This is a genomic window from Xanthomonas euroxanthea (assembly GCF_903989455.1).
Taxonomy (GTDB): Bacteria; Pseudomonadota; Gammaproteobacteria; order Xanthomonadales; family Xanthomonadaceae; genus Xanthomonas; species Xanthomonas euroxanthea.
Genome location: NZ_LR861803.1, coordinates 2,901,754 through 2,925,418 on the forward strand (window position 1 = coordinate 2,901,754; position 23,665 = coordinate 2,925,418).

General features: G+C 67.1%; 16 protein-coding genes. 4 read left to right on the forward strand and 12 right to left on the reverse strand.

The annotated features are described in order from the left end of the window. Window positions 1-117 precede the first annotated feature (117 nt). The 7 genes from H7A86_RS12205 to H7A86_RS12235 all read right to left on the reverse strand — a co-directional run bounded on the left by H7A86_RS12205 (window position 118) and on the right by H7A86_RS12235 (window position 9,650). Window positions 118-1,608: an efflux transporter outer membrane subunit gene (locus H7A86_RS12205; RefSeq protein ID WP_180707870.1), complete on the reverse strand. Its 1,491-nt coding sequence runs from the start codon at window positions 1,606-1,608 to the stop codon at window positions 118-120. 4 nt (window positions 1,609-1,612) lie between these two features. Further along, on the reverse strand, window positions 1,613-3,199 hold the full coding sequence (locus tag H7A86_RS12210) for an MDR family MFS transporter (RefSeq protein WP_104582146.1): 1,587 nt from the start codon (window positions 3,197-3,199) through the stop codon (window positions 1,613-1,615). Next, window positions 3,196-4,398 (reverse strand): HlyD family secretion protein, encoded by a 1,203-nt coding sequence (locus H7A86_RS12215; RefSeq protein WP_104649074.1) that lies wholly within the window; start codon window positions 4,396-4,398, stop codon window positions 3,196-3,198. Before H7A86_RS12215 ends, H7A86_RS12210 begins: the two co-directional genes overlap by 4 nt. Window positions 4,399-4,594: 196 nt before the next feature. Then, window positions 4,595-5,710, reverse strand: coding sequence for a polyamine ABC transporter substrate-binding protein (locus H7A86_RS12220; RefSeq protein WP_119131408.1), 1,116 nt, complete (start codon window positions 5,708-5,710; stop codon window positions 4,595-4,597). Window positions 5,711-5,924: 214 nt separating this feature from the next. Beyond that, window positions 5,925-7,301, reverse strand: coding sequence for an aspartate aminotransferase family protein (locus H7A86_RS12225; RefSeq protein ID WP_119131407.1), 1,377 nt, complete (start codon window positions 7,299-7,301; stop codon window positions 5,925-5,927). A 201-nt stretch (window positions 7,302-7,502) separates the two neighbouring features. Then, window positions 7,503-8,888 carry a glutamine synthetase family protein gene (locus tag H7A86_RS12230; protein WP_104582144.1) on the reverse strand — a complete coding sequence of 462 codons (1,386 nt, stop codon included), beginning with the start codon at window positions 8,886-8,888 and terminating at the stop codon, window positions 7,503-7,505. A gap of 6 nt (window positions 8,889-8,894) precedes the next feature. Continuing rightward, window positions 8,895-9,650 carry a gamma-glutamyl-gamma-aminobutyrate hydrolase family protein gene (locus H7A86_RS12235; protein ID WP_115677436.1) on the reverse strand — a complete coding sequence of 252 codons (756 nt, stop codon included), beginning with the start codon at window positions 9,648-9,650 and terminating at the stop codon, window positions 8,895-8,897. Window positions 9,651-9,937: 287 nt separating this feature from the next. Here H7A86_RS12235 and H7A86_RS12240 point away from each other — a divergent pair, with 287 nt between their 5' ends. The 3 genes from H7A86_RS12240 (at window position 9,938) to H7A86_RS12250 (ending at window position 14,028) form a co-directional block, all read left to right on the forward strand. Further along, window positions 9,938-11,317 carry a glutamine synthetase family protein gene (locus tag H7A86_RS12240; RefSeq protein ID WP_119131534.1) on the forward strand — a complete coding sequence of 460 codons (1,380 nt, stop codon included), beginning with the start codon at window positions 9,938-9,940 and terminating at the stop codon, window positions 11,315-11,317. Next, window positions 11,317-12,633 (forward strand): NAD(P)/FAD-dependent oxidoreductase, encoded by a 1,317-nt coding sequence (locus H7A86_RS12245; protein WP_119131406.1) that lies wholly within the window; start codon window positions 11,317-11,319, stop codon window positions 12,631-12,633. The genes H7A86_RS12240 and H7A86_RS12245 overlap by 1 nt, the downstream gene beginning before the upstream one ends. A 96-nt stretch (window positions 12,634-12,729) precedes the next feature. Further along, window positions 12,730-14,028, forward strand: a complete 1,299-nt coding sequence (locus tag H7A86_RS12250; protein WP_047125193.1) for a diguanylate cyclase — start codon at window positions 12,730-12,732, stop codon at window positions 14,026-14,028. 27 nt (window positions 14,029-14,055) lie between these two features. Here the strand turns inward: H7A86_RS12250 and H7A86_RS12255 are convergent, their stop codons facing one another. From H7A86_RS12255 to H7A86_RS12275, 5 genes are all read right to left on the reverse strand, one after another. Further along, window positions 14,056-15,360, reverse strand: coding sequence for an MFS transporter (locus H7A86_RS12255; RefSeq protein ID WP_119131405.1), 1,305 nt, complete (start codon window positions 15,358-15,360; stop codon window positions 14,056-14,058). Window positions 15,361-16,727: 1,367 nt separating this feature from the next. Further along, on the reverse strand, window positions 16,728-17,006 hold the full coding sequence (locus H7A86_RS12260; RefSeq protein ID WP_166762180.1) for a hypothetical protein: 279 nt from the start codon (window positions 17,004-17,006) through the stop codon (window positions 16,728-16,730). Continuing rightward, complete coding sequence (locus tag H7A86_RS12265; protein ID WP_119131404.1) at window positions 16,996-19,344, reverse strand: FdhF/YdeP family oxidoreductase; 2,349 nt, start codon at window positions 19,342-19,344, stop codon at window positions 16,996-16,998. Before H7A86_RS12265 ends, H7A86_RS12260 begins: the two co-directional genes overlap by 11 nt. Then, window positions 19,341-20,186 (reverse strand): formate dehydrogenase accessory sulfurtransferase FdhD, encoded by an 846-nt coding sequence (gene fdhD, locus H7A86_RS12270; protein ID WP_119131403.1) that lies wholly within the window; start codon window positions 20,184-20,186, stop codon window positions 19,341-19,343. Before fdhD ends, H7A86_RS12265 begins: the two co-directional genes overlap by 4 nt. A 6-nt stretch (window positions 20,187-20,192) precedes the next feature. After that, window positions 20,193-21,872, reverse strand: coding sequence for an OFA family MFS transporter (locus H7A86_RS12275; RefSeq protein WP_119131402.1), 1,680 nt, complete (start codon window positions 21,870-21,872; stop codon window positions 20,193-20,195). A gap of 406 nt (window positions 21,873-22,278) precedes the next feature. Here H7A86_RS12275 and aptA point away from each other — a divergent pair, with 406 nt between their 5' ends. Beyond that, on the forward strand, window positions 22,279-23,631 hold the full coding sequence (gene aptA / locus H7A86_RS12280; RefSeq protein ID WP_119131401.1) for an omega-aminotransferase AptA: 1,353 nt from the start codon (window positions 22,279-22,281) through the stop codon (window positions 23,629-23,631). The last annotated feature ends 34 nt before the right edge of the window (window positions 23,632-23,665 follow it).

Below are 23,665 nucleotides of genomic sequence, written 5' to 3' on the forward strand. Positions count from 1 at the left end.
CTGCCACCAGCTGACGCCGACGCGGCATGTCTGATGTGCACCTGCCAGCGCGGGTAGCGCAGCTGGGCAGCACCCTGCCAGGACCAGCGTGCCCATGCCCGCCGCGACCGGTCGCGATCAGCGTGCCTCCTGCACCGGCGCGCTCCAGCCCAGCCCCAGGCTCTTCTGCAGCGCGACGTAGTTCACCAGCAACTGCACCTGCGCCTGTGCGGCAGCGTCCTGCGCCGACAGCTGCTGGCGTTGCACGTCGAGCAGATCGATCGACGAGGTGGCACCGGCATCGCGGCGTTGCTGCATCAACCCGGCCGAACGCGTTGCCGAGGCTTCGGCCTGCCGCGCCACCACCAGTTGCTTGCGCGCCGAGCCGAAACGCGACAACGCAGAGTTGGCGTCCTGCAATGCCGCCAGCACCGCCCCCTCGTAGGCCGCCTCGCGGCCGGCGTTGCCGGCACGCGCCTGCTCCACCTGCGCGCGGGTCTTGCCGAAATCAAAGATCGACCAGCGCAGCATCGGCACCGCCAGCGTGGTCAACGCGTCGGAATTGAAATCGCTGGGCGAACCGGCGACCCAGCTCAGGCCGCCCAGCAAGGTCACTTGCGGGAAATAGCCATTCAACGCCTCGCCGATCTGCGCGCTGGAGGCCGCCAGCTCGCGCTCGGCCTTGCGCACATCGGGGCGGCGACGGATCAGGGCGCCGGCATCGTCCACGCGCACCTGCGTGGGCAGCATCGGCAACGGCTGCGGCGCGCGCAACTGCGCATCCAGCGCGCCGGGCGCGCGCCCCACCATCAGCGCCAGCTGGTCCAGCGCTTCCTGCGATTGCATCTCCAGCGGCAGGCGCTGCGCTTCCTGTTGCTGCACCTGCGTGGCGATCTGCTCGACCTGCAGGTCCGAGGCCGCACCACGCGCGCGGCGCTGCTGGGTCAGGCGCAGCGTCTGCCCGATCTTGTCCAGGTTGACATCGGCGATCGCCAGCCGTGCCTGCAGGCCGCGGTAGTTGAGGTACACCTGCCCCACTTCGGCCGCCAGCTGCACCTGCGCATCGGCCAGCTCGGCTTCCGAGGCCTGTGCCTGCGCCAGGGCGCCTTCGGCGGCGCGACGGCGGCGGCCAAAGAAATCCAGCTCCCAGCTGGCATCGAAACCGGCGCTGTAGATCTGGGTCTTTTCCAGATCCAGCGCCTCGCTGCCCTGGGCCGGTGGCTGGCCGTTCTGGCCATTCTGCAAGCCGCCCAGCGTATCGACGATGGTCTGCGGCGGCTCGGCGTACGCATACACCGCGCTGGCGTTGAGCTTGGGCAGGCGCTCGGCACGGCGCTGGCTGGCCAGTGCGCGGTTGGCGCGCAGCCGCGCCTGCGCCGCACGCAGGTTGGGGCTGTCGGCCAGGGCCTGGGTGACCAGCTGGGTGAGGGTCGGGTCGTGCAACTCCTCCCACCAGCGATTCAGCGGCGCGGCAGCGACCACGTCGGCGCCACTGGCGCGATGCAATGCCGGCGCCTGCATCGCTGCATCGGCCACTGCCGGCGCCTTGGTGTAGTTGGGACCCAGCATGCAGCCGCCGAGCAGGACCACGCTCAACGCCGCGGCCAGCGGCATGCGGATCAGGCGCATGGAATCAGTGCATTGCAAGGTGCGCCCCCTTGGGTAACGGCTTGAGCAAAAAGGCCAGCGGAATCGTGCAGACCACGATCACGCCGAAGATCCAGAACAGATCGCTATAGGTCATCACCAGGGCCTGCTGCTGCACCAGGCGCGCCAGCTGCGCAACCGAGCGAATGGCCGCCTCGCCGCCGGCGCTGCCCTGCATCTGCGCGGTCAGGCCGGAAAGAAAATCCTGCGCGCGCGAGGAATTGGCAGTGATCGCACTGCCGATGGTTTCGGTATGGAAGGTCATGCGGCGCTCCTGGAAGGTGGAGATCAGCGCAAGCCCCACCGAGCCGCCCAGGTTGCGGCCGGCATTGAACAGGCCGGACGCATCGCCGGCCAGCTCCGGCGGCACCGAGGAGATGGCCGCCTGGTTCAGCGACATCATCGCCAGCGCCAGGCCACAGCCCTGCAACAACTGGCCGGCGACAAAATGCATGCCGACGGTGTCGGCGGTCAGCGACAGATTGGCAAAGCAGGCCGCGGCAAAACAGATCAGCCCGGCGATCACCAGGATGCGCACGTCCACCACCTCCAGCAGCTTGGGCATCATCGGCATCAGCAGCACGGTCGGCAGGCCCGACAGCAGCAGCACGTAGCCGGCCTGCTCGGTGTTGTAGCCGGAGATCACCGCCAGGAACTGCGGGATCATGTACATGACGCCGAACAGGATCATGCCCACCGCCATGATCATCACGAACACCGCGCCGAAACTGCGATGCAGCAGCAGTGACAGGTGGATCACCGGCGGCCGTTTGCGGAACTGGCCCACGACCAGTGCAGCAAATCCGCTGAGCGCAATCACGCTGAGCGTGTTGATCTCGCTGGATTCGAACCAGCGCTCGCGCTGGCCTTCTTCCAGCACCACGGTGAGCCCGCCCAGGCCGGCGGTCAGGCCGTAGATACCCAGCCAGTCGGCATTGAGCAGGCCGGCCCAATCGCCTTTTTCATGCTTGAGGCCGAGCAGCAGCAAGGCCACCAGGCCGACGCAGATCGGCACGTTGATGAAGAACGCGTAGTGCCAGCTGACGTTTTCGGTGAGCCAGCCGCCGAGCAGCGGGCCGATCACCGGGCCCATGATCACGGTCATGCCGAACAGGGCGGTGCCCATGGTCTGCTGGCTGGGCGGCAGGCGCGTGGCGACGATGGTCAGCGCGGTGGGAATCAGCGCGCCACCGGCCAGGCCCTGCCCCACACGGCCGATGATCATCATCGTCAACGAGGTCGACAGCCCGCACACCACCGAAAACGCGGTGAACATCACCGCGCAGATCAGCAGGAAGTTGCGCAGGCCCAGCGTGCGCACGAACCAGCCGGTCAGCGGGATCATGATGATCTCGGCAACCAGATACGCGGTGGAGATCCAGGTGCCTTCGGTGCCGCTGGCGCCGACCTCGCCCTGGATGGTGGGCAGCGCCGCATTGACGATGGAGATGTCCAGCGTCGCCATGAACGAGCCGATGGTGCCGGCCAGCACCGCCAGCCAGGCGCCCGGCTCGGCCTTCTCGCGTTGCGCGCTGCCGCCGGCACGCGGGCCGGTGGCTGCCGCTGCACTCACTGTGCGCGCTCCTGCGCCTGCACGCGATCGGATTCCTCCTCGGCCCGTTGCTTGGCGTCCTTGGCCGAGCGCGTGTCCACGGTGACCTCGACCGACATGCCCGGCACCAGCACCTTGCGCGCCTCCTCGCCGGCCAGCACGCGGATGCGCACCGGCACGCGCTGCACCACCTTGGTGAAGTTGCCGGTGGCATTTTCCGGCGGCAGCAGTGCGAACTGCGAGCCGGTCCCCGGCGACAGGCTCTCGACCTTGCCGTGCAGCGTGACGCCCGACAAGGCATCGACCTCGATTTCGGCCGGCTGGCCAGGACGCATCAGGCCGACCTGGGTTTCCTTGAAATTGGCGATCAGGTACAGCGATTCCTGCGGCACGATGGTCATGGTGCGGGTACCCGCCCCGAGGAACTGGCCGACCTGGACGGTCTTGTCGCCGACGCGGCCGTGGATGCGGCTGGTCAGCAAGGTGTCTTCCACCGCCACGCGGGCCTGGTCGGCGTCGGCAGTGGCCTGCTTGACGCCGGCCTGGGCCTGTTCCAGTTGCGCGTTACTGGCCAGGATCTGGCTTTGCGCACCCTTGGCCTGCGCCTGCGCGGCCTGGTACTGCGCGCGTGCGCGTTGCAGTTCGTGCTGCAGGCTTTCCTGGTGTTCGTGGGTGTCCGCGCCGGAGGCGGCCAACGGCGCGAAGCGCTTCACTTCGGCCTGGGCAAACGTCAGGCTCGCCGCTGCCGAGCTCACCTGGCTACGTGCCTGCACCAGCGCCGACTCCTGTGCGGAGACATTGGCGGTGGCAGCGGCGATATCGGCCTGGCGCGCGGCGATTGCGGCCTCGGCCTGCTGCAGCGTGGCCTGATAGGTACGGTCGTCGATCTGCAGCAGCGGCTGGCCGGCCTCCACGATCTGGTTGTCGCTCACCATCACCTTGGTCACGTAGCCGCTGACCCGCGGCGCCACGGCGACCGAATCGGCCTGCAGGTAGGCGTTGTTGGTGTCCTGCATGTAGCGGCCCTTGATCAGGTAATAGGCCAGCCAGATCACCAGCAGCACCACCACCAGCACCCCGACCACGATCAGCGTCCACTTGACCTTGGGATTCTTCAACGGCGAGGGCTTGGGTGGCTCCTGCTCGTCGTGCGCGCCACTGCCTTGCGCATCCGTGCCCGAAGGCTGGCCATCGTTGGACTGCTGGTCGTGATTGCTCAAGGTGGGGTGTCCTGTGTCGTGGGCGAGGCGCGCGCGACGACGGGGCCGCATCAGCGGTTCGGCGAAGGCGGCGCAACCATACAATTATTTGAACCGCCCGGTACAGATTGCGTGATGACCGCAGTCAGCGTCCGCTCGGACTTCCGGACAGACGCCGGCGGACGCTCCTACAGGAATAAAACAGCGATGGCGGCTGTCAGCGCCCGGTCTTGATCTCGGTCCACAGCCGCGTATACAGGCGGTCCACCTCGGGCGGGTTGATCGCGTAGGTAAACATCCTGGCGGTCACTTCCGGCGGCGGGTAGATGGTGGGGTCGTTGCGGATCGCCGCGTCCACCAGCGGCGTGGCGGTGCGCACCGGGTTGGCGTAGTGGATGAAGTTGCTGTTGGCCGCGGCCACCTCCGGCGTCAACAGATAATTGATGAAGGCGTAGGCGTTGTCCGGGTGCTTGGCGTCCTTGGGAATGGCCAGCATGTCGAACCACTGCGGCGCGCCTTCCTTGGGGATTGCGTAGGCCACCTTGATGCCGTTGCCGGCTTCCACCGCGCGGTCGCGCGCCTGGATGATGTCGCCCGACCAGCCCACCGCCAGGCAGGTGTTGCCGTTGGCCAGCGAGGTCACGTACTGGCTGGAATGAAAGTTCTGCACATACGGGCGGATCGTCTTGATCAGCGCGGCGGCCTTTTCGATGTCGGCCGGTGCGCTGCTGTGCGGATCCAGGCCCAGGTAGTTGAGCGCGATCGGAATCAGGTCCGAGGGCGTGTCCAGCAGGGTCACGCCGCAGTCCTTCAATCTGGACAGGTTTTCCGGCTTGAACACCAGATCCCAGCTGTTGGCGACCTCGGTGCTGCCGAAGATCGCCTTGAGCTTGTCCACGTTGTAGCCGATGCCGGTGGTGCCGATCATGTACGGCACGCCATAGGCGTTGCCCGGGTCCTGCGCGGCGATGCGCCGCATGATGTCCGGGTCCAGATTGGCCAGATTGGGGATCTTGCCCTTGTCCAGCGGCAGGAACACGCCGGCCTGGATCTGCCGGCCGAAGAAGTTGAGTGTGGGCACCACCACGTCATAGTCGCTGCCACCGGCGAGCAGCTTGGTTTCCACCATCTCGTCGCTGTCGAACACGTCGTAGGTGACCTTGATGCCGGTGCTCTTTTCGAACGCGGGAATGGTGTCTTCGGCGATGTAGTCCGAATAGTTATAGACATTGAGCACCTTGGCCTGCGCCTCGGCGTCGCCGGGCGCATTGCGGCCACCGCAGGCGGCCAGCAAGGTGGTGGACAGCGTCAGGGCGAGCAGTCGCAGCGTCATGCGGGTCTCCAGGGCAGCGCGATCAGGGCGGACCGGTGTACGGCCGGTCGGAGGTCCAGCCTACCCATGGTGTTTGTGTTTGCACAGCGTGGCGTGGCGCAATTCCCGCCTGCGCTGCGGCAGGCGGGCACGGCCGATGCCGGAATCGCACCGGCCCGCCGCCCTTTGCACATGCGCACGAGACCTTCAGCCTCGGGAGCTGCGCCGGCAGGGCTTACGCCGCGCCGACGCCCAGCGCCTGCGCGGTATCGTCCAGCGCCGCCCAGGCCTTGTCGAACAGTTCGTCGACCTGTTCGCGGGTGATGATCAACGGTGGCGACAGCAGCATGGCGTCATGGGTGGCACGCAGGATCAGCCCGCGCCGCAGCGCGAAATCGCGGCACAGGGCGCCGACCCGACCGCGCTCGGGAAAGTAGGCGCCGCGCCGGCGTTTGTTCGGCACCAATTCCAGTGCCCCGACCAGCCCGGCGATACGCGCCTCCCCCACCAGCCGGTGTTCGCCCAGCTCGGCCCAGCGCTGCGCCAGATACGGTGCGATGTGGGTGCGCGCGCGTTCCACGATGCCCTCGTCCTGCAGCAGGCGCAGGTTCTCCAGCGCCACCGCCGCGCAGACCGGATGCCCCGCATAGGTGCCGCCATGCGCCAACTCGCCGCCCTGCGCCTTGAGCACACCGGCCACGCGATCGTTGAACATTGCCGCTGCCAACGGGATGTAGCCGGAGGTGATGCCCTTGGCCAGCGTCATCACGTCGGGCTGGAAGCCAAAATACTCCGCACCGAACCAGGCACCGGTACGCCCGAACCCGCAGATCACCTCGTCGGCCACCAGCAGCACGTCGTAACGCCGGCAGATACGTTCGATTTCCGGCCAGTAACTGCGCGGCGGGATGTACACCCCGATCGCGCCCATGATCGGTTCGCCGATGAACGCCGCTACGTGTTCCGGCCCGAGCTGCAGAATCCGGTCTTCCAGCCGACGTGCCGCCAGCAGTCCGTAGGCCTCGGGGTCCATGTCGCCGCCATCGCCGAAGTGATACGGCGGCGCGATGTGGTGGATATCCGGGATCGGCAAGCCGCCCTGCCTGTGCATGCCTTTCATGCCACCCAGGCTGGCACCGGCCATGGTGGTGCCGTGGTAACCGTCGTGACGGCCGATGAAGATGCGTTTTTCCGGCTGCCCCTGCACCGCCCAGAAATGCCGCACCAGGCGCAGGATGGTGTCGTTGGCCTCCGACCCGGAGTTGGCGAAGAACGCGTGATTCAGATCGCCCGGCGCCAGCTCCGCCAGCTTGGCGGCCAGATGGATGGTGGGCTCGGTGGTGCACTGGAAGAAGCTGTTGTAGTAGGCCAGCTGTTCCATCTGCCGCGCTGCGGCCTGCGCCAGTTCGGTGCGCCCGTAGCCCACATTCACGCACCACAGGCCGCCGAACGCATCCAGCAGCTTGTTGCCCTGCGCGTCCCAGACATACACCCCCTCGCCGCGGGTCAGGATGCGGGTGCCCTGCTCGGCCAATGCCGCGTTGTCGTTGAACGGATGCAGGTGATGGGCGGCATCGAGTTGCTGCAGGGTTTTCAACGCGGTGGGGTGCACGGCTTGCTCCGGAAGGTGGCTCACGCCAGTGGCGCGAATGCAGTGGCGTTATAAAAAGCAGCTGGCGCAGAACGCGTCGGACGCCAGCAGTGCACGTGGGTTCGAGCCATTGCCAGACAACCTCCCCTCATCCGCCCTTCGGGCACCTTCTCCCGGCGGGAGAAGGGAACGGTGCGGCACGCTGCGCGACGCGCATACGCCTTACACATTCAACAACAGGAACTCGCGCTCCCACGAACTGATCACCCGGAAGAAGGTCTCGTATTCCTTCCGTTTCACCGAGATATAGGCGCGCACGAAGCGCTGCCCCAGCATGTCCTGCAAGGCCTCGCAGCCCTCCAGTCCGTCCAGTGCCTCGCCCAGCGAGCGTGGCAGATCGTAGCCCTGCTCCTTGCCGTTGCTGCTGATCGGCGCGGTCGGCTCGAGCTTCTCGCGGATGCCGAGCAACCCGCAGGCCAGGGTCGCCGCCATTGCCAGATACGGATTGGCGTCGGAGCCGGCAAAGCGGCTTTCCACCCGCATGTTCTGTGGTGCATCGATCGGCACGCGCAGCCCGCAGGTGCGATTGTCGAAGCCCCACAGCACATTGCTCGGCGAGACCTCGCCGAACATCAGCCGCCGGTAGGAATTGACGTTGGGCGCCAGCAGCCCCATCGCCATCGGAATGTACTTCTGCAGGCCACCCAGATAATGCGCGAAGGTGTCGCTGAAGCCGCCCTCGCGTTTGCCGCTGAACACGTTCTTGCCGGTGCCGGCATGCAGCAGGCTCTGGTGGATGTGCATCGCACTGCCCGGTTCGGTCTCCATCGGCTTGGCCAGGAACGTCGCATAGACGCCATGCCGCAGCGCGGCTTCGCGCATGGTGCGCTTGAACAGGAACACCTGGTCCGCGCGCGAGAGCGCATCGGCATGGGTGAAGTTGACCTCCAGCTGCGCGGCGCCGGATTCGTGGATCAGCGTATCCACGTCCAGCTCCATCGCATCGCAGTAGTCGTACATCAGGTCCAGGATCGGGTCGAACTCGTTGACCGCATCGATCGAATACGACTGCCGCGCCGTCTCCGGACGCCCCGAGCGCCCTGCCGGTGGCAGCAACGGGAAATCCGGATCGGTGTTCTTCTGCACCAGGAAGAATTCCAGCTCCGGCGCCACCACCGGTTGCAGCCTGGCTTCGGCATACGCCTCCAGCACGCGCCGCAGCACATTGCGCGGGGCAAGCTCATGCGGCTGCCCATCCTTGGTGTAGCAGTCGTGGATGACCTGCGCGGTGGGATCGGCCGCCCACGGCACCATGCGCACGGTGGACGCGTCCGGGCGCAGATGCATGTCCGAATCCGATGGCGAGGTCAGCGCGTAATAATCGTCCGGGAAATCGCCGGTGACGGTGGTGGCGAAGATGCCTTCCGGCAGGCGGGTGCCGTAGTCGTGCGAGAACTTGTCGGCCGGAATGATCTTGCCGCGTGCATTGCCGGTGATGTCCGGCACCAGGCACTCGACCTCGGTGATGTGGCGCTCCTTGAGCCAGCGGCGCAGGGCGCTTTCGGGCTGCTTGGGCGTGGACGTGCGCGAACGTGTGCGGATGGACATGCAACCTCACTGACCGCGTCGGGCGGCATATTGGCGACAGGCCTCGCCGAAGGCCTGGAAGATGGCACGGTAGAACGGATGCTGTGTGACACGCCACTCCGGGTGCCACTGCACCGCCAGCAGGAAGCCCGGCCCGGGGCCGCGAAAGGCTTCTATCAGGCCATCCGGCGCGGTCGCCTCGATCAGCAGGCCGTCGGCCAGCCGCGCAATGCCCTGCCCGTGCAGCGAGTTCACCGCCACCTGCGCGCTGTCGCTCATGCCGGCCAGCAGGCCGCCGGCCTGCAGCTGCACCGGATGCGCCGGGCCGTACTGCGTGTCCAGCGGCGCGGCGCGGTCCTCGCGGTGATCGGCCAGACCGGGCACCTCATGCACGCGCTGATGCAGGCGCCCGCCCAGCGCCACGTTGACCTCCTGCAGCCCGCGGCAGATCGCCAGCACCGGCAGGCCGCGCGCCAGTGCCTGCGGGATCAGCCCGAGGCTGGTGGCATCGCGCGCCGGGTCGTGCGGATTGCCCTCCCAGCTCGGCTCGTCGCTGTAGTGATGCGGCTCCACATTGCTCACCGCGCCGGTCAGCAACAGGCCATCCAGGCGATCCAGCCAGACGCCCGCATCCAGCGCCGGCTGCAGGCTCGGCAACAGCACCGGCATTGCGCCGGCCGCGTCCACCACCGCGCGGATGTATTTTTCGCCGGTGGCCAGAAACGGATGCGGCCCTTGCTGGATGCGATCGGTCGGCAACCCGACCAGGGGAACGACAGCCATGCTGGATATCCAGGTTGTACGCGGCAGGGAAACGGGTGCGCTCGCCGTCAGGCAGGCGCTGGCAACGTGCAGGCCACTGGGTGGCGCGCGTTTGCAATCGTGCGCTGCATTGCATGCGTTCGATCGCGACGCAACGTCAGCGTGTCTTCGCCACGGGTTGAGGGTGTGTCGTGGATGCCTGCGAACTTACCGCGCAGCCAGCGGCATTGCCAGGGTCGGCACGCGCACGATTGCGAAAGATCACGTGCGCTTTGCTAGTCTGGGCGGCGACCCTGCAGGTGGTGCCCATGGTTTCCGAGAACTCCGTCGCGTGCTTGCCCGCCACCGATGCCGCCACGCTGGCGCGGATCGATGGCTGCGAGGCGGTCGACCTGCTGTTGCCCGACACCAATGGCGTGCTGCGTGGCAAACGCGTGACAGCCGAGGTCCTGGGCAAGATCTATCGCGACGGGGTGTGCCTGCCGATGTCGCTGATCGCCACCGACATCACCGGCAATACCGTCGAGGAAACCGGGCTGGGCTATGCCATCGGCGATGCCGATCGCATCTGCCGGCCCATTGCAGGCTCGCTGCGCCCGGTGCCGTGGGCACCGCGGCCGATGGCACAGCTGCTGCTGGCGATGCATCAGCCGGACGGCAGCGTGTTCGAGGTCGCACCGCGTGCGGTCCTGCAGCGCGTGCTGCACGGCTTTGCCGCGCTCGGCCTGACACCGGTGATTGCGGTGGAACTGGAGTTCTACCTGTTCGATGCGGTGCCCGATGCACAGGGGCGTCCGCAAACACCGCGCGACCCGCAGACCGGTGCGCGCAGCGACAGTACCCAGGTGTATTCGCTGCAGGACCTGGACGACCAGCGCACGTTCACCGACGCGGTCACCGCCGCCTGCCGGCAGCAAGCCATCCCGGCCGACACCGCCGTGGCCGAGTACGCGCCCGGCCAGTTCGAAATCAACCTGCAGCATCGTGCCGATGCGGTGGCCGCCTGCGACGAGGCACTCCTGCTCAAGCGCACCATCAAGGCGATTGCGCAGCAGCAGGGCAAGCTCGCGAGCTTCATGGCCAAGCCGTTTCCCGGCCAGGCCGGCAGCGGCCTGCACCTGCACGTGAGCCTGCTCGATGCCGACGGGCACAACGTGTTTGCCGGCAGCGTCGCTGCACCTGCCGACCGCCTGCGCCATGCCGTCGCCGGCCTGCAACGGCATGCGGAGGCCTCGTTGCTGATGTTCGCACCGCACGCCAACAGTTACCGCAGGTTCGTCAGCAACGCCTTCGTGCCACTGGATGCGAGCTGGGGCTTCAACAACCGCACCGTGGCGCTGCGCATCCCGCACAGCGATGCACGCAACACCCGCATCGAACACCGCATCGCCGGCGCCGATGCCAACCCGTACCTGGCCGCCGCCGCCGTGCTTGCCGCCATGCTGGACGGCCTGCAACACCCCGGCGAGCCCACCGCGCCAGTCACCGGCAATGCCTATGCGCAAGCGGTGTTCCGGCCGCGCACCTGGCAGGGCGCAGTGGATGCATTTGGCGCCAGCGACTTCGTCGGCGCGCAGTTCGGCAGCCAGTTCCAGCATGTATTCGGCCAGCAGAAACAGCGCGAGCTGCTCGACTACCAGGCGCTGGTGCCGGATCTGGACTACACCCGATATCTGCGGATCGTCTGATGGACGGCCCGGGCACGCCCCTGCCGCCTGCCGATCCGCCGGGCAATGGCTATCCCGACAGCTGGTACGCGCGCAGCACGCCGCCCTTGCCGGAGCAACCGCGCCTGCAGGGCGCCGCACGTGCCGATGTCTGCATCCTCGGCGCCGGCTACACCGGCCTCACCGCCGCGCTCGCCCTGGCCGAGGCCGGCTACTCCGTCATCGTGCTCGAAGCCAGGCGCATCGGCTGGGGCGCCTCCGGGCGCAACGGCGGCCAGGCCATCGTCGGCTACGGCTGCGAGCAGGACACGCTGGAAGCGCTGGTCGGCGATACCGACGCGCGGCTGCTGTTCGACTTCTCGCGCGACGGCATGCGCCTGCTGCGCGCGCGCATCGCGCGTCATGCCATCGCCTGCGACTGGCGCGACGGTCACGCCCATGTGCCGCTGAAACCGCGCCAGGTGCAGGCCCTGCAGCACGGCATCGTGCGGATGGCCGAGCGCTATGACTACCCGCTGGAATGGTGGGACCGCGCGCGTACCCGGCAGGTGCTGGACAGCCCGCTCTACCTGGGCGCGATGTTCGACCCGGCCAGCGGCCATCTGCATCCGCTGGCCTACGCACTGGGCCTGGCACGCGCAGCGCTGGCGGCCGGCGTGCGCATCCACGAGGCCTCGGCGGTGTCCCGCCTGGAACATGGCGCGCGCGTGACGATGCAGACCGACCAGGGCAGCGTCAGCGCCGACTTCGGGGTGATCGCCGGAAACGCCCTGCTGCAGGGCATTTCCACAACGCTGGAACGCCACATCATGCCGGTCGGCACCTATGTCGGCGCGACGCCGCCGCTGGGCGCAGCCCGCGCGCGCGCCCTGATCGCCAACGACATGGCGGTCGCCGACACCAACTGGGCACTGGATTATTACCGGCTCAGCGCCGACCACCGGCTGCTGTTCGGCGGACGCGCCAGCTACTCATCGCGCCCGCCCCCCGGGCTGGATCGGTTGATGACCCGGCGCATGCACACGGTCTTTCCGCAACTGCACGACGTGCCGCTGGAAACACTGTGGGGCGGTTACGTGGACATCTCGCGCAATCGCGCCCCGCACTGGGGACGGCTGGGGTCCAACGTGTATTTCGCCCAGGGATTCTCCGGGCATGGCGTCGCCGCCACCGGGCTGGCCGGCCAGGTCATCGCCGAGGCCATCGCCGGCCAGAGCCAACGGCTGGACGTGTTCGCGCGCATTCCGCATCAGCCTTTTCCCGGTGGGCGCCTGCTGCGTACCCCGCTGCTGGTGGCCGCGATGAGCTGGTACCGGCTGCGCGATGCATTGTGGTGAGAGGGGCGCGGTCTTGGGCACTTTGAGACGCGGCGCTCAAGTTTTGGCGAACCGGGCCGTTAGCCGGTAGGACGGTTCGATCCGCACGGCCAGCCGATGTCCCCAGGTACCCTACATCGCAATAGCGAAAGCGCAGTCCTGCCGCAACGCGTGTTGCTGGTGGAGAACTCGCGCACCTTCACCAGCATGCTGCGCGAAGCCATCGAGCAACGTGTGGAACTGCCGGTCACGGTCGTGTCGACCCTGGCGGAAGCGGCCCGCGTACTGGACGAAGAAGACGGTTGGTTTCTGGTTCTGACCGGCCTGGTGCTGGTGGACGGCGACCGCGACAAGGTCGTGGAATTTTTCCTTTCGCGCAAACTGCCCACCGTGGTGGTCAGCGGCGTCTATGACGAGGACCTGCGCCAGCGCGTGCTGCAGCAGCAGATCATCGATTACGTGCTCAAGAACGCGCCCGGCAGCATCGAGTATCTGGCCTGGCTGGTGCAGCGCCTGGAACGCAACCGCCGCATCGCGGCGCTGGTGGTGGACGATTCCCTGTCCGCACGGACCTATGCAGCCGCGTTGTTGTCCATGTACGGCTACCGCGTGGTGCTGGCGGCCGACGGTGCGGCCGGCCTGCAGGCGATCGAGCGCGATCCCGGTATCCGCCTGACCATCGTCGACCAGGAAATGCCCGGCATGGAAGGAGTGGAATTCACCCGCCGGCTGCGCGCGATCCGTTCGCGCGACAAGGTCGCGGTGATCGGCATCTCCGGCAACAGCGATTCGTCGCTGATCCCGCGCTTCCTGAAAAATGGTGCCAACGATTTCCTGCGCAAGCCGTTCTCGCGCGAAGAGTTCTTCTGCCGCGTGTCGCAGAACGTGGACCAGCTGGAACTGATCGGCACGCTGCAGGACCTGGCCACCCGTGACTTCCTCACCGGCCTGCCCAACCGGCGCTATTTCCTGGAACAAAGCCAGCGGGTAATCCCCACCCTGCTGTCGCAGGAGCAGACGGTCACCGCGGCGATGCTGGACATCGACCACTTCAAGCACATCAACGACACCTGGGGCCACGAGGCCGGCGACCAGGCGCTGCGGGCGGTGGCCGCATCGGTCTCCAGCCATGCGCGGCCGCAGGATCTGGTGGCACGTTTCGGCGGCGAGGAATTCTGCCTGCTGGTGCCGGGGCTGGATGCCGCCAACGCCACCAGTTACTTCGAGACCCTGCGCGAGCGCATCAGCGCGCTGCGCGTGCGGATCGGCAATGAAACCCTCAGCATGACGGTGAGCATCGGCGTGTGCATCGCCACCGAAGACGGCCAGTCGCTGCACCACCTGCTGGGCGAAGCGGACAAATACCTGTACCTGGCCAAGGCCGGCGGCCGTAACCAAGTGCGCCTGGCCAGCTGAGACGCGTCGGCTCCGCTGCCGCGCTGGCTAGGTCGAAATCGCCGATGCCGAACGGCGCCGCATCGCACGTGCGGCCATCAACGCCACCAGGCTCAGTACCGCAGCGCCGCCCAGATACTGCCCCACCGCCTGCACGCCGAAGCGTGCGGCCAGCTGCGTGGCCACGTACGGCGCCGGCGCCGCACCGAGAATGCTGGCCAGGTTGAACGACAGCGAGGCACCGGTGTAGCGCACCTCAGTGGGATACAGCTCGGCCAGCAACGTGCCGCAAGGGCCGTAGGTCAGGCCCATGAAGAAGAACCCCAGCCCAAGAAATGCCAGTACCTGCAGCGGGTGATTGGCCTGGAACAGCGGCGCGAACGCCAACCCGAACGCGATGATCGCAACACTGGCCAGCATCATCGCCAGCGGCGCACCATGACGGTCGCCAAACCTGGCCGAGAGCGGAATGCCGATCGCGAAAAACACGATGCCGGCCATCTGCAACAACAGGAATTGCTCCTTGTCGTAGCCCAGGGTCTTGGTGCCATAGCCCAGCGCGAACACCGTCATCAGATAGAACAGCACGAAGGTGGCGAACGCGCCCAGCGTGCCGATGATCAGCGCCGACCAGTGCTGCGAGATCACCGTGCCCAGGGGCAGGCGCACACGGGTCTTGCGGTCCAGGGCCCTCTGGAAATCCGGCGTCTCGGTGATGCTCAGGCGCACCCACAAACCGGTCAGCACCAACAGCGCGCTGGCCAGGAACGGCACCCGCCAGCCCCATTGCATGAACTGCGCATCGTCGAGCACCGCGCCCATGCCGAGAAAGGTGCCGGTGGACAGCAGAAAGCCCAGTGGCGCACCCAACTGCGGAAACATGCCGTACCACACGCGCTTGCCCGGCGGTGCATTTTCGGTGGCAAGCAGCACGGCCCCGCCCCACTCGCCCCCCAGACCCAGGCCCTGGCCGAAGCGACACAAGGCCAGCAGCGCTGGGGCGAACACGCCGATCTGGGCGTAGCTGGGCAGCAAGCCGATCGCCACGGTGGACAGGCCCATCGTCAGCAGCGCCGCCACCAGGGTGGCCTTGCGCCCGATCCGGTCACCGAAGTGGCCGAACACCGCCGAGCCCACCGGCCGCGCGACGAAGGCCACTGCAAACGTCGCCAGCGACTGCAGCATCGCCGCGCTGCCATCGCCCGCCGGAAAGAACAGGGTGGGAAACACCAGCACCGCGGCGGTTGCGTAGATATAGAAATCGAAGAACTCGATCGTGGTGCCGATCAGGCTGGCGAACAGCACGCGCGCAGGCGAATTGATGGGAGCAGCGAGCGGCGCGGCAGCAGTCATCGTTGATCGGCTTCCAGACAAGACGGGACAGCCGATTCTGGCAGATTGCAGCAAGGGTTTGCGCAGGCCAACCGGTGGGTAAAAAGTTACAGACGTGACCTCCGGCCCAGGTGGGCCATCTCAGCCTCAGTTCTGGCAGTGACCGACAGAGCGCGGCGCGTTCTCTTCACCGAGGATTGATCGCGCCGAAAATGCGTCGGTTGCAGAACGGCGGGGCTGCGACTTGGCTGTAGAGCTCTTGTCTGCTCGCCACAGCAGGACGTGCCGCAAGTCCGCTCTGGGTATATCGCTAACTCCCGAAATCCCGCTTATTTTAGGGTGGTCGTCAGACAATGCGGATAGATCACTGACAGAGCGGTTGGTCAGCTATTTGGCTGCAAGGCCCTTGCCGGCCCACCATCGCGGGACACGCCGCAAGTACGTCCATGTAGGCTCCGGCGCGGCATCCATGCCGCTCAGGGTCCCGCGACGGTGGGCCGGCAAGGACCAGTCGAGACGGTCGGTACGTCACGTAGAGCAGTGCTGGGTGCGCCTTGTTCGATCGTGAAGCATCGCCTCCACGTCTGATGCGCACCGCGCGACAGACAGCTCTTCAAACGAGCGCCGGCCAACTCTGGTGCGGTGTCCTCGCCGGTTGCGGGACCGTGTGGCGGCATGGATGCCGCCACCGAGCCCCCAGGGACGGGTTCACGGCGTGTCCCGCAAGCGGTGAGGGCGCCGCGCGCTCGACGCTGCGAGTGTGCTGCAGGCCCTTGCCCGCCCACCCTCGTAGGACACGCCGCAAGTACGTCCGTGTAGGCTCTTACGCGGCATCCATGCCGCGTAAGGTCCCGCGACGGTGAGCGGACAAGGACCTGTCGAGATGGTCGGTGTGCATGATGAGAGCGGTGCTGGATGCGTCTCGTTCGATCATGAAGCATCGGATGCACGTCTGATGCACGCCGCATTACAGACAGCTTTCAGACGTGCGCCGACCAATTGTCTGGCGCGGTGCCCTCGCCGGTTGCGGGACCGTGTGGCGGCATGGATGTCGCCACCGAGCCTCCACGGATGGATTCACGGCGTGTCCCGCAAGCGGTGAGGGCATCGCGCCCTCGACGCTGCGAGTGTGCTGCAGGGCCCTTGCCCGCCCACCATCGCAGGACACGCCGCAAGTACGTCCGTGTAGGCTCTTACGCGGCATCCATGCCGCGTAAGGTCCCGCGACGGTGGGCGGGCAAGGACCTGTCGAGACACTCGGTGTGTTTGGCTGCAAGCAAAGCACGGCCTGCGTTGTTCGGATCAGGTTGCGTCTGATCAAGCTTTCCGTGCAGGTGAAGAGGCTTCAGTCTCCCGCCTTCCTCAGCCGGGAACTGACAGCAAGTTGCTCAGTCGCCGTGCGGCGCTTGTGCCATTGCACGCTGCGCATGCGCAGCGCGCCCGGCATCCGTCAGCACCGCGAATTGGCGCTCGCCGCGCGCTTCCACCTGGATCCAGCCCGGACCGGGGTGACCGTCCAGGCTGGCGCTGCCCAACCACGCCAGGGTGCGCAACAGGACGCTCATGCGCACGCCCAGCTGCTTGCACAACCGGGCCAGCGACACGCCCTCCGGCGTGTCGGCCAACGCAACAAGCAACTGCGCGGTGAGCTGTGGATCAGCGGACAAGCACCGCTCCGATGTCGCGCGGCGCCGCATCGGCGGTTTCGGCGCGGTGCGGCAGCACGATGACCGGAATCGACTTGGAGGTGGGCGTACGCGCTTCGTCGGCGAAGCTGGACAGCGGCACCAATGCGTTGGTTTCCGGGTAGTACGCTGCCAGGCATCCGCGCGGGATGTTGTAGTCCACCAGCAGGAAGCGGCGTGCCTCACGATGCACACCGTCCTCGCACAGGCTCTCCAGGTCCACCCAGTCGCCGGCCTTCATGTTCAATGCCGCGATGTCCGCACCATTGATGAAAAGCACGCGGCGCTCGCCGAACACGCCGCGGTAGCGGTCGTCCAGCCCATAGATGGTGGTGTTGTATTGATCGTGCGAGCGCGTGGTGGCCAGCGTAAACACCATCTGCCCGGTGTGGCTGCGACGCGCGCGGTGGATCGGGTTGTCGGTCGGCACCGCGTGTGGCTTGAACACCGCGCGCTTCTCGGGCGTCACCCACTGGCGATCACGCGCGGTGTTGGACAGACGGAAACCGCCCGGCACGCGCACGCGCTGGTTGAAGTCGGAAAAATCCGGGAAGACCTGTGCGATCAGATCGCGTACGCGGTCGTAGTCGCCCACCAGCCAGCGCCAGCGGATCGCGCTGCGCGCGCCCAGCGTTGCCTCGGCCAGGCGTGCCACGATCGCCGGCTCGGACAGCAGGTCCGGCGAGGCCGGCGGGTTGATGCCGGCCGACAGGTGCACCATGCTCATCGAATCCTCCACCGTCACGCCCTGCGGGCCGGCGTCCTGGATGTCGATTTCGGTACGGCCCAGGCATGGCAGGATCAGCGCATCGCGGCCATGCACCAGATGGCTGCGATTGAGCTTGGTGGTCACATGCACGGTGAGTTCGCAGTTGCGCAGCGCGCGATGCGTGGCGTCGGTGTCGGGCGTGGCCGCGGCAAAGTTGCCGCCCATCGCGAAGAACACCTTGCCGCGCCCGTCCAGCATCGCCTCGATCGCACCAACGGTGTCGAACCCGTCTTCGCGCGGCGGCGCAAACCCGAACAGCGTCTGCAGCTTGTCCAGGAAGGCGGCCGGCGGTTTCTCGTAGATCATCATCGTGCGGTCGCCCTGCACGTTGCTGTGCCCGCGCACCGGGCACACGCCCGCGCCCGGCCGGCCCAGATGGCCGCGCAGCAGCAGCAGGTTGGTGATCATGTGGATGGTGGCCACCGAATGCTTGTGCTGGGTGATGCCCATGCCCCAGCAGGCAATCACGCGCTCGGCATTGAGATAGAGCTCGCCGGCCTTGCGCAGCGCGGCCTCGTCCAGCCCGGACTCTTCGATGATGGTGTCCCAGGATTCGCCATGCACCTCGGCAGCGAAGGCCTCGAAATTGGCGGTGTGGGCGTGGATGAATTCCAGGTCCAGCAAGCGCGGCGTGCCATCGCGCTGGGCCTGCGCGTCGCGCTCCAGCACATGCTTGATGATGCCCTTGACCGCGGCCAGGTCGCCGCCGATCTTGAGCTGGAAATAATCCGAGGCGATGCGGGTGGAGCCGTTGTGCAGCATCTCCAGCTTGTCCTGCGGGTCGGCGAACTTTTCCAGCCCGCGTTCGCGCAACGGATTGAATGCCGCGATCGCCGCGCCGCGCTTGGAGGCCTGCCGCAACTCGCCGAGCATGCGCGGGTGATTGGTGCCCGGGTTCTGGCCGAAGATGAAGATCGCATCGGCCAGTTCGAAGTCGTGCAGCGACACCGTGCCCTTGCCCACGCCGATCTGCGAACGCAGCGCGGTGCCGGACGGCTCGTGGCACATGTTCGAACAGTCCGGGAAGTTGTTGGTGCCGAACTCGCGCACGAACAACTGATACAGGAAGGCCGCCTCGTTGCTGGTGCGCCCGGAGGTGTAGAAGATCGCCTCGTCCGGCGATGCCAGCCCGTTGAGGTGCCCGGCGATCTGCGCAAACGCCGCGTCCCAGCTTACCGGCACGTAGTGATCGGTGGCGGCGTCGTAACGCATCGGCTGGGTCAGCCGGCCCTGCCCTTCCAGCCAGTAGTCGCTGTATTGCGACAACAGGCTGACGCTGTGCGAGGCAAACAGCTCCGGCCCGGCGCGGCGCGCGGTGGATTCGGCGGCAACGGCCTTGGCGCCGTTCTCGCAGAACTCGAAGGTGGAGGTGTGGTCGCGGTCGGGCCAGGCACAGCCGGGGCAGTCGAAACCGTCCGGCTGGTTGGCATGCAGCAGCGTCTTGGCGCCCTGCACCGCGATGTCCTGCTCCATCAGGTGCTTGGCCACCGAGCGCAGTGCGCCCCAGCCGCCAGCGGGATTGTCGTATTGCTGGATGGTCTTCTTGCTCATGCGGGCTCTCCCACGGCGACGCCCAATTCCAGGCGCTGCGGATGGCTGTAAACGACACAATCGTGATTGCGGGCAAACCCGATCAGGGTCAGTCCCGCACTGTCGGCCAGGCTGATCGCCAGCGCGGTCGGTGCCGAAATCGCTGCGAGCAGCGGGATCCGGGCCTGCGCGGCTTTCATGGCCATTTCGTAACTGGCGCGGCTGGTCACCACCGCAAACCCGTGCGATGCATCCACGCGCGCGCGCGCCAGGGCACCGATCAACTTGTCGAGCGCGTTATGCCGGCCGACATCCTCGCGCACGTAACGCACCACCCCCTGCGCATCGGCCCAGCCGGCGGCATGCACCGCGCCGGTCTGTGCGGCGATCGGCTGCTGCGCATGCAGCGCATCCAGTGCCCGCGCCAGGGTCTGCACATCGATCTGCAGCGCGGACTGCAGCACCGGCGGCACACGCAGTACCGCTTCGATCGATTCGTTGCCGCATACCCCGCAACCGCTGCGCCCGTCCAGGTTACGCCGCCGCTGGTCCAGCGCGGCGGCACGCCCGGGCGGAATCTCGATCTGCAGCGAGGCGCCCTCCAGGAAGGTCTCCACCGCCGTCACCCGCAGGTCCTGCGGGTGCTCGACGATGCCTTCGCTCAGCGAGAACCCGAGTGCGAAATCCTCCAGGTCCTCCGGCGTAGCCATCATCACTGCGAACGGCACGCCGTTGTAATTGAACGCGACCGGCATTTCGGCCGCCACCATGTCCTGCACCGTGGCGTTGCGGCCGCCGCGGTGGCGGACGACCGTGCGCACCACACTGCCGGCGCGCACGGAACGGGAAGACGAAGTGGTCATCTCATCTCAATGAAACAGCACGAAGGCTTTCTGCAGCGTGACCCAGATGCCCCAGCACATCGGCACGCCGACGGCCAGCCAGGCCAGCGCGACCAGCGCGGGATTGCCGCCATGCCCGATGCGCGCCATCTGCTCCGGCGGCAGGATCGCCTTGCCGCTGCCGTCCACCTTCTCGTGCGCCAGCTGCTTCTCGCGCGCCAGTTCGTCGGGCGTCATGAAGTGACGCGCGGTCACCGGACGCACCAACAGGTTGCAGATCAGACCGAGCACCAACATGCCGGCCAGGATGTACATGGTGGTGTTGTAGACCTGTGACGGCGGGCTGCCGTGGGCCAGCTGGTACTCCCGCATGTAGCCGACGACCACCGGGCCGAGAATGCCGGCGGTGGCCCAGGCGGTCAGCAGGCGGCCGTGGATGGCGCCCACCATCTGGGTGCCGAACAGGTCGGCCAGATACGCCGGGATGGTGGCAAAACCGCCGCCGTACATCGACAGGATGATGCAGAAGATGCCCACGAACAGCGCGATGCCGCCCACGCTGCCGGCCGACGGTGCCGCCGCATACAGGCAGATGCCCAGCACGAAGAACAGCGTGTAGGTGTTCTTGCGGCCGAGCTTGTCGGACATGCTGGCCCAGAAGAAGCGGCCGCCGATGTTGAACAGGCTGAGCAGGCCGGTGAAGCCGGCCGCGATGGCCGCGATGCTGGCCAGCTGCGCCGTATCCAGGCTGCCGAAGCCGGCATCCACCCCGATCAGGCGGCCGCCGAACACTTCCTGCAGCATCGGCGAGGACATGCCGATCACGCCGATACCGGCCGACACGTTCAGGCACAGCACGCCCCACAGCAGCCAGAACTGCGGGATGCCCCAGACCTTGCTCACGTGCACATGGTTGGCGGTGATCATGGCGTTGTTGCTGGCCACCGGGGCGGTCCAGCCGGCCGGGGTCCAGCCGCTGGGCGGCACGCGGTAACCGAACGCGCCGGCCATCATGAAGACGAAGTACAGCGCCGCCATCACCAGGAAGGTTTCCATCACGCCCACCGAGGTCGGCGTGGCGAAGTGGCGCATCAGCGCATCGGCCAGGGGGCTGCCGATCATCGCGCCGCCACCGAAGCCCATGATCGCCATGCCGGTCGCCATGCCGCGGCGGTCCGGGAACCATTTGATCAAAGTCGACACCGGCGAGATGTAGCCCAGGCCCAGACCGATACCGCCGATCACGCCCGAGCCCAGCCACAGCATCCAGATCTGGTGGAAGTGGATGCCAGCCGCCGATATCACCAGCCCGCCGCACCAGCACAGCGCCGAGACCACACCGGCCTTGCGCGGGCCGGCACGTTCCAGCCAGCCGCCCCAGACCGCCGCCGAGCAGCCCAGCAGCACGAAGAACAACGTGTACATCCACTGCAGTTCGCTGATCTTCCAGTCACAGGTGGTGGCGACCATGCGCGCGAACAGGCCCATGTCGGCCGGGCACGCGATCGCTTCGGTGATGCCCAGCGCCTTGGACAGCGGCAACCAGAACACGCTGAAGCCGTAGGCCATGCCGATACACAGATGGATCGCCAGTGCGGCCGGCGGTACCAACCAACGATTGAACCCAGGACGCGCGACGATGCGCTCCTTGGACAGCAGGCCGGCGTCTGCGCCGTTGGCGCTCGCCACGGTGGACCCTTGTGTCATTCCCGTTCCCCTAAAAAGTACGATGAAGTGTCCGGAGCGCCTGACACAACGCCTGCACGCAGGCGGTGTCAGTGGCCGCGAAAACGATTGATGGCTGCGATCGATTGACGTGTTGCGATAAGGGCAGCGGCGACTACCAGGCCCAACTGGCACTCGTCTGGCGCATCATCGGCGATCGTTGAATCTTTGCAATGCTTCGGCGCGCCCCGCAGCCGCTCAAACACCCGTCCCGGCCCGCGCCACAAGGCGTTCCCAGAGCTTAGCGGCAGACGCTGCGACTAATTGACTAGTCCGTGCGGATCGATGCATGCGGGTCCGGAAATCGTGGTCGCCGTCGCGCTCTGCGGGGTGACGGCCGACGCGCGGTGGCCTTAGAGTCGGACGCTCCCCAGCGACGGAGCCCGCCATGCACGACCACCCTCCGCGCGACGACGCGCATGCGTCGCAGGCAGCGGCGCAGCTGGACGCGTTCTGGATGCCGTTCACCGCCAACCGCCAGTTCAAGGCGCGCCCGCGCCTGCTGGCCTCCGCTGCCGGCATGTACTACCGCGATGTCGATGGGCGCCAGATCCTGGACGGCACTGCCGGGCTGTGGTGCTGCAATGCCGGCCATGCACGCGAGCGCATCGTGGCGGCGATTCGCGCGCAGGCCGGCACGCTGGATTTCGCACCGACTTTCCAGATGGGCTCACCGCTGCCGTTCGTGCTGGCACAGCGGCTGGCCGCGATCGCCCCGCCCGGCCTGGGCCATGTGTTCTTCACCAACTCCGGCTCGGAGGCGGTCGACAGCGCGATGAAGATCGTGCTTGCCTACCACCGCCTGCGCGGCGAGGGCCAGCGCACCCGCTTCATCGGCCGCGAGAAGGCCTACCACGGGGTCGGCTTCGGCGGTATGTCGATCGGCGGGCTGCCCAACAACCGTAAATGGTTCGGCCCCCTGCTGGCCGGCACCGACCATCTGCGGCACACGCTGGATCTGCAACGCAATGCCTACGCGCGCGGGCTGCCGGCGCACGGCGCCGAACTGGCGGACGATCTGGAACGCCTGATCGCCCTGCACGACGCGTCGACCATTGCGGCGGTCTTCGTCGAACCGGTGTCCGGCTCGGCCGGGGTGATCCTGCCGCCGGAAGGCTATCTGCAGCGGCTGCGCGCCATCTGCGACCGCCATGGCATCGTGCTGGTGTTCGACGAGGTCATCACCGGCTTCGGCCGGGTCGGCGAGGCGTTCGCGGCGCAACGCTTCGGCGTCACCCCGGACCTGATCACCGCCGCCAAGGGGCTGACCAGCGGCAGCGTGCCGATGGGCGCGGTGCTGGTGGCCGATGCGATCTTTGACTCCTTCATGCACGGCCCGCAGAACGCGATCGAGCTCTTCCACGGCTACACCTATTCCGGCCATCCGCTGGCCTGCGCCGCGGCGATCGCCACGCTGGACACCTACGCCGAGGAGAACCTGTTCGACCGCGCGATCACGCTGGGCCGACAATGGGAAGATGCGCTGCACGGCCTGCGCGGGCTGCCGCACGTCATCGACATCCGCAACATCGGCCTGATCGGCGCGGTCGAGCTGGCCCCGCGCGACGGCGCGCCGGGCGCACGCGGCTACGAAGTCTTCGAGCGCTGCTTCCATGACGGCGGCCTGCTGGTGCGCGTCACCGGCGATGTCATCGCGCTGTCGCCGCCGCTGATCGTCACCCCCGAGCAGATCGGGCAGATGGTCGAAACGCTGGGGAAGATCCTGCGCAGCACTGCCTGACGGCGACGGCACAGGCGCCCGCGTGTACCGTCCG

Bases quoted from the DNA above. Each gene is read 5' to 3' on its own strand.
- H7A86_RS12275 (WP_119131402.1), bottom strand. From the start codon at position 21,872: ATGACACAAGGGTCCACCGTGGCGAGCGCCAACGGCGCAGACGCCGGC.
- aptA (WP_119131401.1), top strand. From the start codon at position 22,279: ATGCACGACCACCCTCCGCGCGACGACGCGCATGCGTCGCAGGCAGCG.
- H7A86_RS12205 (WP_180707870.1), bottom strand. From the start codon at position 1,608: ATGCGCCTGATCCGCATGCCGCTGGCCGCGGCGTTGAGCGTGGTCCTG.
- H7A86_RS12240 (WP_119131534.1), top strand. From the start codon at position 9,938: ATGGTTTCCGAGAACTCCGTCGCGTGCTTGCCCGCCACCGATGCCGCC.
- H7A86_RS12255 (WP_119131405.1), bottom strand. From the start codon at position 15,360: ATGACTGCTGCCGCGCCGCTCGCTGCTCCCATCAATTCGCCTGCGCGC.
- H7A86_RS12230 (WP_104582144.1), bottom strand. From the start codon at position 8,888: ATGTCCATCCGCACACGTTCGCGCACGTCCACGCCCAAGCAGCCCGAA.
- H7A86_RS12265 (WP_119131404.1), bottom strand. From the start codon at position 19,344: ATGAGCAAGAAGACCATCCAGCAATACGACAATCCCGCTGGCGGCTGG.
- H7A86_RS12250 (WP_047125193.1), top strand. From the start codon at position 12,730: ATGTCCCCAGGTACCCTACATCGCAATAGCGAAAGCGCAGTCCTGCCG.
- H7A86_RS12245 (WP_119131406.1), top strand. From the start codon at position 11,317: ATGGACGGCCCGGGCACGCCCCTGCCGCCTGCCGATCCGCCGGGCAAT.
- fdhD (WP_119131403.1), bottom strand. From the start codon at position 20,186: ATGACCACTTCGTCTTCCCGTTCCGTGCGCGCCGGCAGTGTGGTGCGC.
- H7A86_RS12235 (WP_115677436.1), bottom strand. From the start codon at position 9,650: ATGGCTGTCGTTCCCCTGGTCGGGTTGCCGACCGATCGCATCCAGCAA.
- H7A86_RS12220 (WP_119131408.1), bottom strand. From the start codon at position 5,710: ATGACGCTGCGACTGCTCGCCCTGACGCTGTCCACCACCTTGCTGGCC.